The organism is Streptomyces sp. NPDC052079 (genome assembly GCF_040680275.1).
Lineage (GTDB): Bacteria > Actinomycetota > Actinomycetes > Streptomycetales > Streptomycetaceae > Streptomyces.
On sequence record NZ_JBFAWL010000002.1, the window covers coordinates 99,357 to 117,388 of the forward strand.

Below are 18,032 nucleotides of genomic sequence, written 5' to 3' on the forward strand. Positions count from 1 at the left end.
CCCGCGCCGACAACCCGGCGCGACGCGCCTGACATGCACACGCCCCGACACCAAAGTGTTGCCGGGGCGTTCGCATTCCGAACGCCGGGCGAAGACCGCCCGGCGTCACCGGAAGGGAGGTCAGTCGTCGGCGCCGTTCGAGGCGGTCGCCTTCTTGGCGGCGCTCTTCTTCGCCGTCGTCTTCTTGGCGGCCGTGGTCTTCTTCGCAGCCGTGGTCTTCTTGGCCGCCGTCTTCTTGGCCGCCGTCTTCTTGGTGGCCTTCTTCGCGGTCTTCTTGGCCGGACCCTTCGCCCGCTTCTCGGCAAGCAGCTCGTACGCGCGCTCCGGCGTGATCGTCTCGACGCTGTCACCGGAGCGCAGAGTCGCGTTGGTCCCCCCGTCGGTGACGTACGGGCCGAAGCGGCCGTCCTTCACCACGACCGGCTTCTCGCTGACCGGGTCGGTGCCCAGCTCCTTCAGCGGCGGCTTGGCCGCGGCCCGGCCACGCTGTTTGGGCTGCGCGAAGATCGCCTGCGCCTCCTCCAGCGTGATCGTGAAGAGCTGCTCCTCGGACTGCAGCGACCGCGAGTCCGTGCCCTTCTTGAGATACGGGCCGTAGCGGCCGTTCTGCGCGGTGATCTCCTGGCCGTCGGTGTCCACACCGACCACGCGCGGCAGCGACATGAGCTTCAGCGCGTCCTCAAGGGTCACCGTGTCCAGGGACATCGACTTGAAGAGGGAGGCGGTGCGCGGCTTGACCGCGTTCTTGCCGGTCTTCGGGGTGCCCTCGGGGAGCACCTCCGTGACGTACGGGCCGTAGCGGCCCTTCTTGGCGACGATCTCATGACCGGTCTCCGGGTCGGTGCCCAGCACGCGGTCGCCGCTCGGCTCGGCGAGCAGCTCCTCGGCGAGCTCGACGGTCAGCTCGTCGGGCGCCAGATCCTCCGGAATGTCGGCGCGCTGGTGATGCTCGGAGTCCTTCTCGCCGCGCTCGATGTACGGGCCGTAGCGCCCGACCCGCAGCACGATGCCGTTGCCCACCGGGAACGACGACACCTCGCGCGCGTCGATGGCGCCCAGGTCGGTCACCAGCTCCTTGAGCCCGCCGAGGTGGTCCCCGTCGCCGTTGCCCGCCTCGGCCGCGTCGCCGTTGCTGGTTCCCTCTCCGAAGTAGAACCGCTTCAGCCACGGCACGGCCTGCGCCTCGCCGCGCGCGATGCGGTCGAGGTCGTCCTCCATGCGGGCGGTGAAGTCGTAGTCGACGAGCCGGCCGAAGTGCTTCTCCAGCAGGTTGACCACGGCGAAGGAGAGGAAGGACGGCACCAGGGCCGTGCCCTTCTTGAACACATAGCCGCGGTCGAGGATCGTTCCGATGATCGACGCGTACGTCGACGGGCGGCCGATCTCCCGCTCCTCCAGCTCCTTGACCAGCGAGGCCTCGGTGTAGCGGGCCGGGGGCTTGGTGGCGTGCCCGTCGACCGTGATCTCCTCGACGGTGAGGGGGTCGCCCTCGTTCACCTGCGGCAGCCGGCGCTCGCGGTCGTCGAGCTCGGCGTTCGGGTCGTCGGCGCCCTCGACGTATGCCTTGAGGAAGCCGTGGAAGGTGATCGTCTTGCCGGAGGCGCTGAACTCGACGTCCCGGCCGTCGGCCGCCGTGCCGCCGATCTTCACGGTGACGGAGTTGCCGGTGGCGTCCTTCATCTGGGAGGCCACGGTCCGCTTCCAGATCAGCTCGTACAGCTTGAACTGGTCGCCGGTCAGACCGGTCTCCGCGGGCGTGCGGAAGCGGTCGCCCGAGGGACGGATCGCCTCGTGCGCCTCCTGCGCGTTCTTGACCTTGCCGGCGTAGGTGCGCGGCTGCGGGGGCAGGTAGTCGGCGCCGTACAGCTGCGTGGCCTGGGCGCGGGCGGCGGCGACCGCCGTATCGCTCAGGGTCGTCGAGTCCGTACGCATGTAGGTGATGTAGCCGTTCTCGTACAGCTTCTGCGCGATCTGCATGGTGGCCTTCGCGCCGAAGCCGAGCTTGCGGCTCGCCTCCTGCTGCAGCGTCGTCGTACGGAACGGGGCGTACGGCGAGCGGCGGTAGGGCTTGGACTCGACGGAACGCACGGCGAACCGCGTGTTCTCCAGTGCGGCCGCCAGTGCGCGGGCGTTCGCCTCGTCGAGGTGGAGGGTGTTCGCGCTCTTCAGCCGCCCCAGGGAGTCGAAGTCACGGCCCTGCGCGACCCGCCGCCCGTCCACGGACTGCAGGCGGGCGACCAGCGACGACGGGTCCGACGCGTCGCCCTTGCGGCCGGTCGCGAAGGTGCCCGTCAGGTCCCAGTACTCGGCCGAGCGGAACGCCATCCGCTCGCGTTCCCGCTCCACCACCAGCCTCGTGGCGACCGACTGGACCCGGCCGGCGGACAGCCGGGGCATGACCTTCTTCCACAGCACCGGCGAGACCTCGTAACCGTAAAGACGGTCGAGGATGCGGCGGGTCTCCTGGGCGTCGACCAGCTTCTGGTTGAGCTGGCGCGGGTTGGCCACCGCCGCGCGGATCGCGTCCTTGGTGATCTCGTGGAAGACCATCCGCTTGACCGGGATCTTCGGCTTCAGGACTTCCTGCAGGTGCCACGCGATGGCCTCGCCCTCGCGGTCCTCATCGGTGGCGAGGAAGAGTTCGTCGGACTCCTTGAGCAGGTCCTTGAGCTTCTTGACCTGGGCGCGCTTGTCCGCGTTGACCACATAGATCGGCTGGAAGTCGTGGTAGACGTCCACACCGAGCCGGCGCACCTCGCCGGTGTACTTCTCGGGCACCTCCGCGGCGCCGTTGGGAAGGTCGCGAATGTGCCCGACGCTCGCCTCGACGATGTAGCCAGGGCCGAGATAGCCCTTGATCGTCTTCGCCTTGGCAGGCGACTCGACGATGACGAGTCGGCGGCCGCCGTTCGCGGTCTCGCTGGTCGGGGACAACTTCGCTCTTCTCTCCGGTCGACGCTGGGGCCTCCCCAGGCGCTCTCCCCGGGGGTATCGGGTCATGGTGACGCTGCGGAGTGTGACGGTACATCCCGCCCTCGTGTCAAACGGGAAAAGCCCGCAACGGCCACTCGAACGGTAACCCGACTACCCCCGTTCCTGCCGCCCGGAGTGTCCATACTCCGCCCGCCCTTATGCGGAGCGCGACCTATCGGTTACTGCGGGCGGCCAGGGTTTCCCGCTTTTCAGAGGCGGGTGAAACACCATGCGCCGAGGGCCAGGGCGGTCACCGCGACGGCCCCGGCGACGGTGACGGATGCGACCGGGCTCACACCCTGGGCGACCGGGCGGTGCTGCCGCGCGCGGGTCACGGTCCAGGCCAGCAATGCGGCCCCGAACAGGCAGAACACCACTCCCGCGAAGATCGCCGGTCCGCTCTCCATGGTCTCCCGCGCCCCTCTTTCCCGTCCTGTGACACCGGCCCGTCCGTGACGCTGCCACGCCCGGGCGGCGCCCGGACGAACCGGAGGTGAACGTGGCTGCTACGGGGCGGAGCAACTCGGCCGGAACCGGTCGGGGAAGCCGTCGACGGAAATTTCGAATCGATGTGAAAGGGGCACGGCGGCGACCGGCACTGGCGTGAAAGGGGCGACTTCTGACAGCGACGTGACCCCAGGGACCGCGGGGGCGCGCCCTGGCCCGCGTGGCCCATGGGGCCGCGGGGGCCGCGCCCTGGCCCGCACTCAGCGGGCGGGCCCCAAGAAGCCCTGGTGTGGGGCCGCGGCCTCGCCCCCACTCAGCGGGCCGGCTCCAGGAAGCCCTGCTCCACCAGCAGCCGGATCTGCGTCGGTGTGCGGTCGCGCAGCACCACGGGGTCCTCCCCCAGGAGCTGGGCGATGGCGTCCAGGATCCGGCCCGCGCTCATGGTGCCGTCGCACACGCCGGCGAAACCCGCGCCGATCGTGTCCACCTTCGTGGCCCGGCGCATCCCGCGGGTCTGCCGCAGCACCACATGTTCCGGATCCTCGGCGCCGGGCATGCCGACCTGCTCCTGCACGACCTCGGCGGCCAGCTCGAAACGCGCCTCGAGGAGCGCCGCGTCGTCGTGCGCCCGCAGATAGTCGAGCCGGTCGAAGTGTGCCCGGACCGTCTCCCCGAGCGGCTGCTCGACCGGGTGCGGCCACTCCTCCACCGTGATCGACGGCACGGCGTGGCCCGACTTGCGCAGGGTGATCCAGCCGAAGCCGACCGCCTTCACCTTGCGCGCCTCGAACTCGTCGAGCCACCTGTCGTACCGCGCCTGGTACTCGGCCGGGTCGCCGCGGTGGTCGCCCGCGTCCCGCAGCCACAGCTCGGCGTACTGGGTGACGTCCTGCACCTCGCGCTGCACGATCCAGGCGTCGCACCCGCGGGGTACCCATGACCTGAGTCTGTCCTGCCAGTCCTCCCCCTCGACGTGCTGCCAATTGGCGAGGAACTGCGCGAACCCGCCCTCGTTCAGCCGTTCCCCTGCCTCCTGAACGATCGTGCGGCACAGATCGTCCCCGCCCATCCCGCCGTCGCGGTAGGTCAGCCGGGCTCCCGGCGAGATCACGAAGGGCGGATTGGACACGATCAGGTCGTACGTCTCGTCGTGGCGGATCGGCGTGAACAGCGACCCCTCGCGCAGATCGGCGGCCGGCGCCCCGGAGAGGGCGAGGGTGAGGGCGGTGATGTGCAGCGCGCGCGGGTTGACGTCGGTGGCGGTCACCCGGGTGGCGTGGCGGGAGGCGTGCAGCGCCTGGATGCCCGAGCCCGTACCGACGTCGAGCGCGGACATCACGGGCGTACGGACGGTGATGTTGGCCAGGGTGGTCGAGGCCCCGCCGACGCCGAGCACCACGCCCTCGTCCCGGCTGCCGATGCCCCCCGCGCCGCCGACCGCGCATCCGAGGTCGGACACGATGAACCAGTCCTCGCCGGACGGCCCGCCGTACGGCCGTACGTCCACGGTCGAGCCGAGGTCGTCCGCGCCGGCGGGGGTCAGCCACCCGGTCTCCAGACAGAGGCCGACGGGCAGCACGTCCGCCACGCGCGCCCGCGGCACCGGCTGCTGGAGCAGGAACAGCCGTACGAGCGTCTCCAGCGCGGTGTCCCCGCGCGTTGCCCGGAGCGCGGGCACGGTCTCGCCGCGGGCCAGCGCCGCGTACGCGGGGGCGCCGAGCAGTTCGAGCAGTCCATCGGCGGTGAAGGAGGCTTCGAGCAGTGCGTTCCGCAACCGCGCGGCGGCGTCGGGACGGTCGGACGGGGGCAGGGGCGGCAGGCTGGCGTCACTCACGCCCTCCATTGTGGCGGCCGCCCCCTTCCGCCGCGCCCGCGGCAGCAGCCACCGGGACACTTCGGCCGGCGGCGCGGCGTCAGCTCTTGGTGGCACCCGCCGGCGCGGTGGCGGTCCGGCAGCTCTCCTGACGGGACATTGCCTCGCCGACCTCGCCCTCCTCCAGCGCGCTGAGGGCGTCGTTGCCGCTCTTGCTCAGCTCGTCCAGCTCGGCGGCGATGTCCTTCAGGCCGTCGGCGAACTCCGCCTGGTCGTCGGTGTCGAGGCCGTCGACCTGCTTCTTCAGCGAGGCGTACGAGGCGGAGATGCTGTTGAGCTCCTTGACCGCGTCCGTCTGCTTCTTCTCGCCGTTCTCGACGTCCGGCGGCCCGGCCTTGCTCACGGCGGCACCGATCGCCCTGTAGGCGTCGGACATGTCCTGGAATGCCTTGGAGTCGGCCTTCTGGACCTCTTCCGGTGTGCTGTTGTCCGAGGTCTCCTTCTGGATCGCGGCGTTGGCCGACCTGATCTTCGCCGCCTGCGGCTGGACCGAGTCGCACACCTGCTTCGCCCAGGCGTCGAGCTTCTCGTTGTTGTCGTCGCCGCCGCATCCCGTCAGCGCCAGTACCAGTACCGCACCGCCGGACAGTGCGGCCGCGAGCTTCTTGTTCACCGGATTGGTCCCTTCCATGGCCTTCGGCCCCGGAAGATACACGCCGGATGGACTAAAGCCACCCGTCGAACGTCCGTTAAGACACTTTTAGAAGCCATTTGCACCAAGCGAGAGAAGGCTCACGGCAGAGGGGCGCCGGAACCACGGTGCGGGCGTGCGGCACGCCAATACGCGCCGTCCGCCCGCACCTTGACCCGGTGTCCGCCGTCCGCTCTAGGAAACCACCGCCGGATCGGGCGACTTGGGTTTCGGCTCGGAGTCGTCCTGGTCGTCCACGGCGATACCGCGACGCTTGGACACATACACCGCGCCGACGATGACGGCCAGCGACAGCAGCGCGATGAGCACTCTCATCCCGACGCTCTTGTCCACGCCGTAGGAGAACTTGATGACCGCGGGCGCGATGAGCAGCGCCACCAGGTTCATCACCTTCAGCAGGGGGTTGATCGCGGGCCCCGCGGTGTCCTTGAAGGGGTCGCCGACGGTGTCCCCGATCACGGTCGCCGCATGCGCCTCGCTGCCCTTGCCGCCGTGGTTGCCGTCCTCGACGAGCTTCTTCGCGTTGTCCCACGCACCACCGGAGTTGGCGAGGAACACCGCCATCAGCGTGCCCGCGCCGATCGCGCCGGCGAGGAAGGCGCCCAGGGCACCCACGCCGAGGGTGAACCCGATGAAGATGGGTGCCATCACGGCGAGCAGACCGGGCGTCGCGAGTTCGCGCAGGGCGTCCTTGGTGCAGATGTCGACGACCTTGCCGTACTCCGGTTTCTCGCTGTAGTCCATGATCCCGGGCTTCTCGCGGAACTGCCGCCGCACCTCGTAGACCACCGAACCCGCCGACCGTGACACCGCGTTGATCGCCAGCCCCGAGAAGAGGAAGACGACCGCGGCGCCCGCGATCAGACCGACGAGGTTGTTGGGCTGGGAGATGTCCATCATCAGGCTCATCGGCGCACCCTCACCGCTGAGCCGCTCGCCCACGTCTCTCGCGCCGGTGGTGATGGCGTCCCGGTAGGAGCCGAACAGCGCCGCCGCCGCCAGTACGGCCGTGGCGATCGCGATGCCCTTGGTGATGGCCTTGGTGGTGTTGCCGACGGCGTCCAGGTTGGTGAGCACCTGGGCGCCCGCGCCCTCGACGTCGCCGGACATCTCGGCGATGCCCTGCGCGTTGTCGGAGACCGGGCCGAAGGTGTCCATGGCGACGATCACACCGACCGTGGTCAGGAGTCCGGTTCCGGCCAGCGCCACCGCGAACAGCGCCAGCATGATCGACGTACCGCCGAGCAGGAACGCCCCGTACACGCCGAGACCGATCAACAGCGCGGTGTAGACCGCCGATTCGAGGCCGAGGGAGATACCGGACAGGACGACGGTGGCCGGGCCGGTGAGCGAGGTCTTGCCGATGTCCCGCACCGGACGCCGGGTGGTCTCGGTGAAGTAGCCGGTGAGCTGCTGGATGAGGGCGGCGAGCACGATGCCGATGGCCACCGCGACGAGCGCGAGGATCCGCGGGTCGCCGCCCTTGTCCTGGATCGCCGCGTCGGTCACGCCGTCGAGGTCCGCGTACGACGACGGCAGATAGACGAACACGGCGATCGCGACGAGGACGAGCGAGAACACCGCGGAGATGAAGAACCCACGGTTGATCGCGCTCATGCCGCTGCGGTCGGCGCGCCTCGGCGCCACGGCGAAGATGCCCAGCATGGCGGTGAGGACCCCGATCGCCGGCACCAGCAGCGGGAATGCCAGACCCGCGTCGCCGAACGCCGCCGAGCCCAGGATCAGCGCGGCCACCAGGGTCACGGCATACGACTCGAAGAGGTCGGCCGCCATGCCCGCGCAGTCGCCGACGTTGTCGCCCACGTTGTCGGCGATGGTCGCGGCATTGCGCGGATCGTCCTCCGGAATGCCCTGCTCGACCTTGCCGACCAGGTCGGCGCCGACGTCGGCGGCCTTGGTGAAGATGCCGCCGCCGACCCGCATGAACATCGCGATCAGCGCGGCCCCGAGGCCGAACCCCTCGAGCACCTTCGGCGCGTCCGCCGCGTACACCAGCACCACGCAGGAGGCGCCGAGCAGGCCGAGGCCCACGGTGAACATGCCGACGACGCCGCCCGTACGAAAAGCGATCTTCATCGCTTTGTGCGAGACGGCGGTGAGATCCTTTTCCGGTTCGCCTTCCGACGGAGTGGCTTCGCGTGCCGCCGCAGCGACCCGCACATTGGTGCGTACGGCGAGCCACATACCGATATATCCGGTGGCCGCCGAGAACGCCGCTCCGATCAAGAAGAACACCGACCGTCCGGCACGCTGATTCCAGTCGTCCGCGGGCAGCAGCATGAGCAGGAAGAACACCACGACGGCGAATACGCCGAGTGTGCGCAACTGACGGGCCAGATAGGCGTTCGCGCCCTCCTGGACCGCTGCCGCGATCTTCTTCATGCTGTCGGTGCCCTCGCCGGCCGCGAGTACCTGGCGCACCAGGACTCCCGCGACCACGAGCGCCGCCAGCGCGACGACCCCGATGACCACCACGAGCAGGCGGTTGTCGTCGGTCAGCACGGCGGCTGCGAGGGATGTGGGTTGGCCCGACTCGTGTGAGATGGAAAGCCCCGCCATTCGTCCTCCTTGACGCTTGGGCTGAGCTCAAGATGTGGACGGGATTGTAGGTACCGGAACCTGATCAAAACAGAGCGCGTGAAATGTAAATGGCCGGCACGCACTCTTCCCAATGATCGCCGGGTGGCCAGCTGCCCGAAATCGGTAATGCCCCTGAGGCATTCACATGATCGGTTTTCCAGGACGCGGGTCGATCGTGAATGAATTCACGCGATCAACCGCACGAGACCACTGTAAGGGCGGGCGCCGGCACTCGCACATGACGAAGGGCCCCACCAGGGGGCCCTTCGGAAAACAGTCGCCGTCCGGGTGAACCGATCAGGCGAGGACGGTGGCCGGCGGCACGGTGGGCCACCTCATGCGGATCGATCCGCCCTGCTCCCCCGCGCTGACCTCGACGTCGTCGACGAGGCCGCTGATGACCGCGAGGCCCATCTCGTCCTCCTCGGTCTCCCCGCCGGTGGCGCCCGACCCGTCACCGGAGCCGCGAGCGCCTCGGACCGCGTGGGGCGCCTCGTCGCCGACCTCGATGGAGAACTGCTTCTCCTCCTCGATCAGCAGCACCTTCACGGGCGCCGAGATGCCGCCGTGCTGATGCAGTCCCACGGCACGGGTGCACGCCTCACCGACGGCGAGCCGGACCTCGTCGAGGACGGCCTCGTCGACTCCAGCCCTGCGCGCCACCGCAGCCGCAACGAGACGGGCGGTCCTGACATGCTCGGGCAGCGCGCTGAAGCGGAGTTCAACGGTGGCCATGCATCCCCCTCGCAAGTACGGGCGTGCTGTGGAGAGGCCGGGCCGCCGGACGCCCGGCCCTCCTCGTGGTTCTCTCTTCCGCCGCGCCCGGGCACCGGGGCCCGGGCCACGGTGGTCAGTCGGTCGCCGCCACCGCTTCCTCAACCGAGCTGTAAATGGGGAACACCTTGGTGAGGCCGGTGATGCGGAAGATCTTCAGAATGCGCTCCTGGTTGCAGACCAGGCGCAGCGAGCCCTCATGGGCTCGGACACGCTTCAGGCCGCCGACCAGCACGCCGAGTCCGGTGGAGTCGAGGAAGTCCACACCTTCCATGTCGACGACAAGGTGGAAATTGCCGTCGTTCACCAGCTCGACCAGCTGCTCGCGCAGCTTGGGCGCGGTATATACGTCGATTTCGCCACCGACCCTGACGATCGTGCGATCGCCCACGGTCTCGGTCGACAGGGACAGGTCCACGGATCCTCCAGCACCTAGCTATCGAGCGGTCGCCCTTGGGGCATCTCGGCTCAGCCCCCGGGACGGTTCGCCAGCCGCGATGGCATTCAATCACTTACCGGCAGGCGTGCACGACGCCTTGGCCCCATTGTCCGTCACTCCAGTGACACACTCGGTGCCGATGGCCAAGAATCACCGATCCGATCGACCCCCGACGGACACGCCCTCCAGGACCGCGCCGGGCGTGGTCCTGGACCGGCTCGCGTCCGGACCGAGCCGGGCTTCGCGCATTACTCATACGGAGCACTTGCCCCCGCGTGCGGGTCGGCATGCCGTCTGGCCGGACCGGATCCGTGCGGAGGTCGTCGCCGCCGTGCAGGCCGCGGGCATCGATCATCCCTGGGTCCACCAGGCACGCGCCGCCGAGCACGCCCTGAACGGCCAGTCGGTCGTGGTCGCCACCGGCACGGCGTCCGGCAAGTCCCTGGCGTACCTCACGCCCGTCCTGTCCACGCTCCTGGACGGCGCGCAGGCCCCGAACGGCCGCGGGGCGACCGCCCTGTATCTCGCGCCCACGAAGGCCCTGGCAGCGGACCAGTGCCGATCCGTGAAGGAACTTTCACAACCACTGGGCCATTCGGTGCGTCCCGCGGTCTACGACGGGGACACGCCGTTCGAGGAACGCGAGTGGATCCGCCAGTACGCCAATTACGTCCTGACCAACCCGGACATGCTGCACCGGGGCATCCTGCCGTCCCATCCCCGCTGGTCCTCCTTCCTTAAGTCGCTGAAGTACGTCGTCATCGACGAGTGCCACACCTACCGCGGCGTGTTCGGCTCGCACGTCGCCCAGGTACTGCGCCGGCTGCGCCGCCTGTGCGCCCGCTACGGCGCCTCGCCCGTCTTCCTGCTGGCGTCCGCGACCGCCGCCGAGCCCGCGGTCGCCGCCCGCCGGCTCACGGGCCTGCCGGTGGTCGAGGTGGCCGACGACGCCTCCCCGCGCGGTGAACTGGTGTTCGCCCTCTGGGAGCCGCCGCTGACCGAGCTGCACGGCGAGAAGGGCGCCCCCGTCCGCCGCACGGCCACCGCCGAGGCCGCCGACCTGCTGACCGACCTCACCGTGCAGGGCATCCGCTCGGTCACCTTCGTACGCTCCCGGCGTGGCGCCGAGCTGATCTCGGTGATCGCCCAGGAACGCCTCGCCGAGGTCGACCGCTCGCTGGCCCGGCGTGTCGCGGCCTACCGGGGCGGCTATCTCCCCGAGGAGCGCCGTGCTCTCGAACGCGCCCTGTACTCCGGCGAACTCCTCGGCCTCGCGGCGACCAACGCGCTCGAGCTCGGGGTGGACATCTCCGGCCTGGACGCGGTGGTGATCGCCGGCTATCCGGGGACCCGGGCGTCCCTGTGGCAGCAGGCCGGCCGCGCGGGACGCTCCGGCCAGGGCGCCCTCGCCGTCCTGGTCGCCCGCGACGACCCCTTGGACACCTTTCTCGTCCACCACCCCGAGGCCCTCTTCGACCGTCCCGTGGAGTCCACCGTCCTCGATCCCGACAACCCCTACGTGCTGGCCCCGCACCTGTGCGCCGCGGCCGAGGAACTCCCGCTGACCGACGAGGACCTCGCCCTGTTCGGTCCGGCCACCGAAGACCTGCTGCCGCAGCTGGAGGCCGCGAAGCTGCTGCGCCGACGGACCAGGGCCTGGCACTGGACCCGCCGCGAGCGGGCCGCCGATCTGACCGACATCCGGGGCGCGGGCGGCCGACCGGTGCAGGTCGTCGAAATCGGTACGGGCAGGCTGCTGGGCACGGTCGACGCGGGTGCCGCGCACACCAGCGTCCACGAGGGCGCGGTCCATCTGCACCAGGGCCTCACCTATCTCGTACGCTCCCTCGACCTGGAGGACTCCGTCGCCCTGGTCGAGCAGGCGAGCCCGACCTACACGACGGTGGCCCGGGACACCACGTCGATCTCCGTGCTGGAGACGGACACCGAGATCCCGTGGGGCGACGGCCGCCTGTGCTACGGCTCCGTCGAGGTCACCAACCAGGTGGTCTCCTTCCTGCGGCGGCGTCAGATCACCGGTGAAGTGCTGGGCGAGACAAAACTCGACCTCCCTCCGCGTACTCTGCGCACCCGTGCGGTGTGGTGGACGGTCACCGAGGACCAGCTGGACCGGGCCAGGATCAACCCGGAGATCCTCGGCGGTGCCCTGCACGCCGCCGAACACGCGTCGATCGGCATGCTTCCGCTCTTCGCGACCTGCGACCGCTGGGACATCGGCGGCGTCTCGATCCCGCTCCACCCCGACACCCTGCTGCCCACGGTCTTCGTCTACGACGGCCACCCGGGCGGCGCGGGCTTCGCCGAACGCGCCTTCCACACCGCCCGTGACTGGCTCACGGCCACCCGCCAGGCCATCGCCTCCTGCGAGTGCGACGCCGGGTGCCCCTCCTGCATCCAGTCCCCCAAGTGCGGCAACGGCAACGACCCTCTGCACAAGCGGGGCGCGGTACGCCTCCTCACGGTGCTGCTGGAGGGCGCACCGGGGGAGAAACCGGAGGAGGCGGAGGGGTCCGAGGAGGCGGACGGTGCCGCCGGGACGGCTGGCGCAGCCAAGGCTGCGGGAGTCAGCGAGGCCGACGGTGCCGTCGGGGCTGCCGAAGTCAGCGAGGCGGACGGTGCCGGGGCGGCCGGAGCTACGGGGGCGGAGGCGTAGCCGGGGTAGGCGCCGGAACCCCTGCCGGGTCCGCCGGTGCCGGAGCCCCCGGTGGTGGTTCCACCGGGCCGGCAGGCCCCGCCCGTGCCCTGACCTCCACCGTGAACGGGCCCTGGCCCGACGTCACCGACACATCCGAGACCTCACCGGTGAGCACGCACCGCACAAGCCGTGTGCCCTGCTCACGGGCCACCCGGTCCGCCCGCGCACAGGCCGCCGTGCCGCCCCTCGTCCAGTGGTCGGCCGCAGCGAGCGCCGCCAGGTCGGCTCCGCCGGCAGCCCGGTGCCGGACCACAACGGCATGTCCGAGGGCGAGAACGATGCCGAACACCACACACAGCACGGCAATCGCCCCGACGCTCCAGACGGTCGCCGACCCCTCGTCGGAGTACTGCGCGCGCCTCCGACTGCCGCGAAGCCACCGCTTGCCGGACCGGGCCCTCACGCTCCCACCCCCACCGTCTCCTCCACCGCCGCCACGGCCTCCTCCCGCAGATCGAACGGCAGCCCGTGCAGCACCGGCGGCCTGGCCTCGACAACCACCCGGACCTGCCCGGCCTCCCGGTGCACCGTGATCCGAGCGCCGGGCGGCGCCGCCTCGCGGGTCACCTCCACGACCGCGCCGTGCGGATCCTGCCGGGCCGCCGCGCGAGCACCGGTGCGGGCCGCGTCCACGCACTGGATCTGCGCCGCCACCACCAGCAGGCCCCAGACCAGCGCCGTCGCGAACATCACCAGCACGGGGAGCACCATGGCCGCCTCCGCCGTCACGAACCCGCGGTCGGCGCGACGCTCACATCCGGCCATCGAGTGCCTGCTGCACGATGTTGCGCAGCGCCGTGCTGACCGGTCCGCTGTTGACGACCTTGTAGAGCACCACGGCGAACGCCACGGCCGCCACGATTCCCATCGCGTACTCCGAAGTCACCATTCCGGCGTCCCTTCGTGCCGCACGCGCCTTGCACACCAGGGCACGCAGCCGTGCCCGCACCGCCTGATACATCTCGACTCCCATGAGAAAAACTCGCATTGATCTTGTGAGTACCGCTCGTTCTGCCGGTTTCGCCGCTTCCGCCGGTTCCGCCGGTTCCGCTGGTCCTGCCGGTTCTGCCAGCTCTGCAGCCGCCCTGCCGGCCCCGCCTGGACCGCCCGTCACGCACCACCTCCTCCCAGCACCCCGCCCGCGAGTCCGATCACCACGGGCAGGACGCCGACCGCGATGAACGCGGGCAGGAAGCAGAGCCCCACCGGCGCGCTGACCATGACGGCCGCTCTCCGGGCCCGTGCGGTCGCGGCGCGGGTCCACTCCGCGCGGGCCTCGGCGGCGAGCCGGCCCACCGGGGTGGCGAGGGGAAGCCCGGACGCATCGGCCCGTTCCAGCAGCCGTGCCAACGGAAGGGCACCCGGCAGTGACGCCAACCGGTGCCACGCCGCGGCCGGTTCACCGCCGAGCCGCACCTCCGCCGCACCCCGCGCCAGCGCGTCCCCGACCGGCCCGCCCAAGGTCTCTCCGACGGCCTGTGCCGCCGGTACCGGGCCGGCGCCCGCCGCGACGCAGGCGGACAGCAGATCGGCCGCCAGGGGGAGTTGCCGTGCCGCTCCCGCGGTGTCCGGGCCGCGTGTGTGCGCTGCCGCTGCCGTCTGCCGGAGCCGCCACCGCCACAACCCGGCCGCGGCGACGAGCCCGAGCACAACGCCGACGGGGCCGCCCACCAGCGCCCAGCCGGCACCCACCACGCCCGTGTGGGTCAGCCACCTCCGCACGGCACTCGGCAGCCCGGGGCGTGAGGCGGGCGCCGTGCGTCCCGGCGCCCGCATCCCGGCCAGTCGCCGCCGCACTCCCCGTGCCCGCCGCGTGCGGTCCCACCAGGCCGCCAGCCAGAGGAGGGCCGGTACGGTCCCCACCGCCACCCCCAGCCTGTGGACAACTTCTCCGCTCACGCCGTCCCCTCCTCGGCACCTCGCATGATCCGCAGCGCCCACCACAGCCCCAACCCCTCCAGCACCCCGCCGACCGCCAGACAGACCAGTCCCGACGAGGTGTGCAGCAGGATGTGCAGCGGGTCGGCGCCGAGCGCCGCGCCAAGGGCCAGACCCACGACCGGGAGCCCGGCGAGCATCACCGCCGTGGCGCGGGCACCGGCCAACTGGGCACGCAGGTCGGCCCGCTGGTCCCGCTCCGCACGCAGCGCCGCCCCCAGCCGGTCCAGTCCGGCCGCGAGTCCGGCACCCTGGTCGACCGCCACCCGCCAGCACGCGGCAAGCCCCCGCAGCCCTTCGGCGCCCGGCTGCCGTGCCGCCGCCGCGAGCGCGTCGGGGACGTCCCCTCCGAACCGTGCCGCCGCCAGCACGGCGGCCTGCAGATCACCGAGCCCGCCGGAGTCCCGCGCGGCCGGCAGCAGTGCCTCACCCGGCTGCCGCCCGGCGCGCACCTCACCGGCGAGCGCCCCGCACAACGCGATCACCGCCTCTCGGCGCTTCTCCTGAGCCCGGCGCTCCTCGGCGGCGCGCCGCACCCGACGCAGCAGGGGCACTCCGGCCGCCCCCGCGGCGACCGGCAGCACCGACGCTCCCAGCACCGCCAGCACCAGCCCCGCGGCCAACGACCACCACTCGGCGCGCAGCCGCCCTCGGATCCGCGCCCACTCACGGAGCATCCGGGCCCATCCCGGCGGCCCGCTCCCCACCGCGCCCCCTCCGGCCAGCAGCAACCGGGTCCGCCTGGCCCCTGCACACCCGCCGCCCAGCAGCCACGCCGCGGCTCCCAGACAGGCCGCGGCCGCGCCCATCGACACTTCGGTCGTGCCGTTCATCCCCCGGTCCTCTCTCGCCGTCCGTCAGCGGCGTTCGCGGACCGGAGCAGCTCCCGCAGCCGCTCCCACCCCCGCTCGGGGACGAACGCCGCCGGCCCCCACCGCAGCGCCGGCACCGTCCGCACCAGCCCCGACGGGTCCCGCTCCAGTACATGCACCTCCGCGATCCGCCGCCCGCCGCTCCGGTCGCGTACGAGGTGGAGCACCACCGAGACGGCGGCCGCCAGCTGACTGTGCAGGGCGAAGCGGTCGAGTCCGGCGGCCGTGCCGAGTGCTTCCAGCCGGGCCGGCACATCACCCGCCGCATTGGCATGGAGCGTGCACGAGCCGCCCTCATGGCCGGTGTTGAGGGCGGCCAGCAGATGGACCACCTCCGGGCCGCGCACCTCCCCCACCACCAGCCGGTCCGGCCGCATCCGGAGCGCCTGCCGCACCAGGTCCTCGAGGGTGACCAGGCCCGCGCCCTCCTGGTTGGCGGGCCGCGTTTCCAGGCGGACGACGTGCGGATGCTCGGGCCGCAGTTCCGCCGAGTCCTCCGCCAGGACGACGCGTTCGTCCGGACCGACCAATCCCAGCAGCGCGCTGAGCAGGGTCGTCTTGCCGCTGCCGGTGCCCCCGCTGACCAGGAAGGACAACCGGGCGTCCAGCAGTGCCCGCAGTACGCGGTCCCCGCCCGGCGGCACGGTCCCGGCCGCCGTCAGCTCGTCGAGCGTGAAGGCGCGCGGCCGCACGACCCGTAGCGACAGACACGTCCCGCCGACCGCCACCGGGGGCAGTACCGCATGCAGCCGGGTCCCGTCGGGCAGTCGCGCGTCCACCCAGGGGCGGGCGTCGTCCAGGCGCCGGCCGGCCACGGCGGCGAGCCGCTGTGCCAGGCGCCGGACGGCCGTCTCCTCCGGGAAGGAGATCTCGGTGAGCTCCAGCCCGCCGCCCCGGTCCACCCAGACCCGGTCCGGCGCCGACACCAGGACGTCGGTCACCGAGGGGTCGGCCAGCAGCCGCTCCAGCGGCCCGCTGCCGACCAGCTCGGACCGCAACTGCTCGGCCGCTCCCAGCACCTCGGCATCCCCGAGCACCCGTCCCTGGTCCCGCAGCGCCTGCGCCACCCGGGCGGGCGTCGGTTCGGCCCCGCTCTCGGCCAGCCACCGCCGCACCCCGTCGAGCAGGCCCGGAGGCATTCCCCCGCCGCTCGTCACCGCACTGCTCATGCCGCCCTCGCCTCCACCAGTGCGCGCTCCCAGAACTCCTTGCAGAAGCGGGCCAGCGGCCCCCTGCCCGAGGCACCGGGTGGTCGTCCCGCGTCGTACGGACGCTGCAGGGCGGGCTCGACGGGCAGGTCTCCGGCGAGCGGCAGTCCGAGCAGCCGGGCCACTTCCCGGTCGTCCAGGCCGGGCGCGTACGGACCCCGTACCGCCACCCGCAGATCGCGCAGGACCATGCCCACGGCGGAGGCGACGCGGCCCGCCGCGGCGACGGCGCGCAGTTCCGCGGGGACCACGAGGAGTCCGAGGTCGAGCTGGGCGAGGACCTCGGCGACGCCGTCGTCGACGCGGCGCGGCAGGTCGACCACGACGGTGCCGCCCCCGCGCCGGGCGGCGGCGAGCACCGCGCGTACGGCCCGGGGCGGTACGGCGAGGCAGTCGCTGCGGTCCCAGCTGAGCACCCGCAACGAGTGCAGTTCCGGCAGTGATTCCTCCAGGGCCGTGCCGCCCACCCGCCCGTGTGACGCGGCGAACGCGGGCCAGCGCAGCCCTTTGGCCGTTTCTCCGCCGAGAGCCACGTCGAGGCCGCCGCCCAGGGGGTCGGCGTCCACGAGGAGCGTGCGCAGGCCCTCCCGTGCGGAGGTGACGGCGAGCGCGCACGCGAGTGTGGACGCTCCGGCACCGCCCCGGCCACCGATGACTCCTACGGTCAGGGCGGGCCGTCCGACGCCTTCGGCCACGTCGGCGATGCGGTCGACCAGCCACTGCTCGCCGTCGGGCAGCATCAGCACGTGGTCGGCGCCGATCTCGACGGCCCGCCGCCAGACTCCGGAGTCGTCCTGGTCACGGCCGACCAGGACCACACCCGGCCGGCGTGCCGCCCCGCGCACCCGCCGGGCGGCGTCGTCGCCGACCAGGACGAGCGGCGCCGCCTCCCAGGTGCCCCTCGGCTCGGGCAGCCCGTGATGGACCTCCGGTGTGGCGCCGGCCGCCGCGCACAGACGCAACAGGTCGTCGAGGAGTCCGGCGTCCTCGGTGACGATCAGAGGTGCGCCCTGCCGGCCTCCTCCGGAGGCGGGCGGCGGGTCGTGTGTGATGGTTCCGTTCATGTTCGTCCCCCTTTGCTGCTTCTCTCGCGCAGCCCCTGCGGCCCCGCGATTCCCAGACGTGGGAAGAACCGGCCAAGCGGTCTTCCTGTGAGCGGCCAGCGGAAACCGGCCAAACGCGACCCGGGCATTCGGAACCGGGACGGAACTCGCGGCGAGCGGGTCGCGCAGGAATCACGGTGCAGCGATCCGGAAAAAGATGTGGATCTTGGTGGAAAACTGTGGACGAGACGACAGCTGTGAATATCGCGGTCACCCATACCGGTGAGCCCTGGGCGCCTTGTGCGCACGTTCCACAGGGCAGCCTTCCGACTACCAACGGTAACTAGTCATGCATATGACAAGAGCACGGACAATCCTCACCACGGCACTTCACGCCTGGGGCAGAGCGGAGAAAATGCGTCCGGACATGCGACGACCCCCGCCGGGGGGGAGAGCGGGGGTCGTCCCCACGGCCGACTCGGGGGGGGAGGAGTCG

15 protein-coding genes are annotated in these 18,032 nt (G+C 71.6%); 1 reads left to right on the top strand and 14 read right to left on the bottom strand.

The window, feature by feature from the left end; genetic code table 11:
- Window positions 1-120 precede the first annotated feature (120 nt).
- The 7 genes from topA to bldG form a co-directional block, all read right to left on the bottom strand.
- Complete coding sequence (gene topA, locus AB0L56_RS04885; protein ID WP_365419037.1) at window positions 121-2,934, bottom strand: type I DNA topoisomerase; 2,814 nt, start codon at window positions 2,932-2,934, stop codon at window positions 121-123.
- A 248-nt stretch (window positions 2,935-3,182) separates the two neighbouring features.
- On the bottom strand, window positions 3,183-3,380 hold the full coding sequence (locus AB0L56_RS04890) for a hypothetical protein (protein ID WP_361035457.1): 198 nt from the start codon (window positions 3,378-3,380) through the stop codon (window positions 3,183-3,185).
- A 353-nt stretch (window positions 3,381-3,733) separates the two neighbouring features.
- Window positions 3,734-5,263, bottom strand: a complete 1,530-nt coding sequence (locus AB0L56_RS04895; RefSeq protein ID WP_365419042.1) for a methyltransferase — start codon at window positions 5,261-5,263, stop codon at window positions 3,734-3,736.
- 70 nt (window positions 5,264-5,333) lie between these two features.
- Window positions 5,334-5,924 carry a small secreted protein gene (locus AB0L56_RS04900; RefSeq protein WP_365419044.1) on the bottom strand — a complete coding sequence of 197 codons (591 nt, stop codon included), beginning with the start codon at window positions 5,922-5,924 and terminating at the stop codon, window positions 5,334-5,336.
- A gap of 195 nt (window positions 5,925-6,119) precedes the next feature.
- Window positions 6,120-8,525 (bottom strand): sodium-translocating pyrophosphatase, encoded by a 2,406-nt coding sequence (locus AB0L56_RS04905; RefSeq protein ID WP_365419046.1) that lies wholly within the window; start codon window positions 8,523-8,525, stop codon window positions 6,120-6,122.
- 318 nt (window positions 8,526-8,843) lie between these two features.
- Window positions 8,844-9,281, bottom strand: coding sequence for an ATP-binding protein (locus tag AB0L56_RS04910; protein WP_361035445.1), 438 nt, complete (start codon window positions 9,279-9,281; stop codon window positions 8,844-8,846).
- Between the two features lie 115 nt (window positions 9,282-9,396).
- Window positions 9,397-9,738: an anti-sigma factor antagonist BldG gene (gene bldG, locus AB0L56_RS04915; protein ID WP_365419050.1), complete on the bottom strand. Its 342-nt coding sequence runs from the start codon at window positions 9,736-9,738 to the stop codon at window positions 9,397-9,399.
- A 79-nt stretch (window positions 9,739-9,817) separates the two neighbouring features.
- Here bldG and AB0L56_RS04920 point away from each other — a divergent pair, with 79 nt between their 5' ends.
- Window positions 9,818-12,433 carry a DEAD/DEAH box helicase gene (locus AB0L56_RS04920; protein ID WP_361035439.1) on the top strand — a complete coding sequence of 872 codons (2,616 nt, stop codon included), beginning with the start codon at window positions 9,818-9,820 and terminating at the stop codon, window positions 12,431-12,433.
- Here the strand turns inward: AB0L56_RS04920 and AB0L56_RS04925 are convergent.
- The 7 genes from AB0L56_RS04925 to ssd form a co-directional block, all read right to left on the bottom strand.
- Window positions 12,414-12,878 (bottom strand): Rv3654c family TadE-like protein, encoded by a 465-nt coding sequence (locus AB0L56_RS04925; RefSeq protein ID WP_361035436.1) that lies wholly within the window; start codon window positions 12,876-12,878, stop codon window positions 12,414-12,416. The genes AB0L56_RS04920 and AB0L56_RS04925 overlap by 20 nt on opposite strands.
- Window positions 12,875-13,240 carry a TadE family type IV pilus minor pilin gene (locus AB0L56_RS04930; protein ID WP_365419054.1) on the bottom strand — a complete coding sequence of 122 codons (366 nt, stop codon included), beginning with the start codon at window positions 13,238-13,240 and terminating at the stop codon, window positions 12,875-12,877. Before AB0L56_RS04930 ends, AB0L56_RS04925 begins: the two co-directional genes overlap by 4 nt.
- Window positions 13,227-13,436 (bottom strand): DUF4244 domain-containing protein, encoded by a 210-nt coding sequence (locus tag AB0L56_RS04935; RefSeq protein WP_190166658.1) that lies wholly within the window; start codon window positions 13,434-13,436, stop codon window positions 13,227-13,229. Before AB0L56_RS04935 ends, AB0L56_RS04930 begins: the two co-directional genes overlap by 14 nt.
- A 149-nt stretch (window positions 13,437-13,585) precedes the next feature.
- Window positions 13,586-14,374: a type II secretion system F family protein gene (locus AB0L56_RS04940; RefSeq protein ID WP_365419057.1), complete on the bottom strand. Its 789-nt coding sequence runs from the start codon at window positions 14,372-14,374 to the stop codon at window positions 13,586-13,588.
- Window positions 14,371-15,246 (bottom strand): type II secretion system F family protein, encoded by an 876-nt coding sequence (locus AB0L56_RS04945; protein WP_365419060.1) that lies wholly within the window; start codon window positions 15,244-15,246, stop codon window positions 14,371-14,373. Before AB0L56_RS04945 ends, AB0L56_RS04940 begins: the two co-directional genes overlap by 4 nt.
- On the bottom strand, window positions 15,243-16,454 hold the full coding sequence (locus AB0L56_RS04950) for a TadA family conjugal transfer-associated ATPase (protein ID WP_361035424.1): 1,212 nt from the start codon (window positions 16,452-16,454) through the stop codon (window positions 15,243-15,245). The genes AB0L56_RS04945 and AB0L56_RS04950 overlap by 4 nt, the downstream gene beginning before the upstream one ends.
- The gene (gene ssd / locus AB0L56_RS04955) at window positions 16,451-17,557 is read right to left on the bottom strand and encodes a septum site-determining protein Ssd (RefSeq protein WP_365419064.1); all 1,107 of its coding nucleotides are present in this window, start codon (window positions 17,555-17,557) and stop codon (window positions 16,451-16,453) included. Before ssd ends, AB0L56_RS04950 begins: the two co-directional genes overlap by 4 nt.
- Window positions 17,558-18,032: the final 475 nt, after the last annotated feature.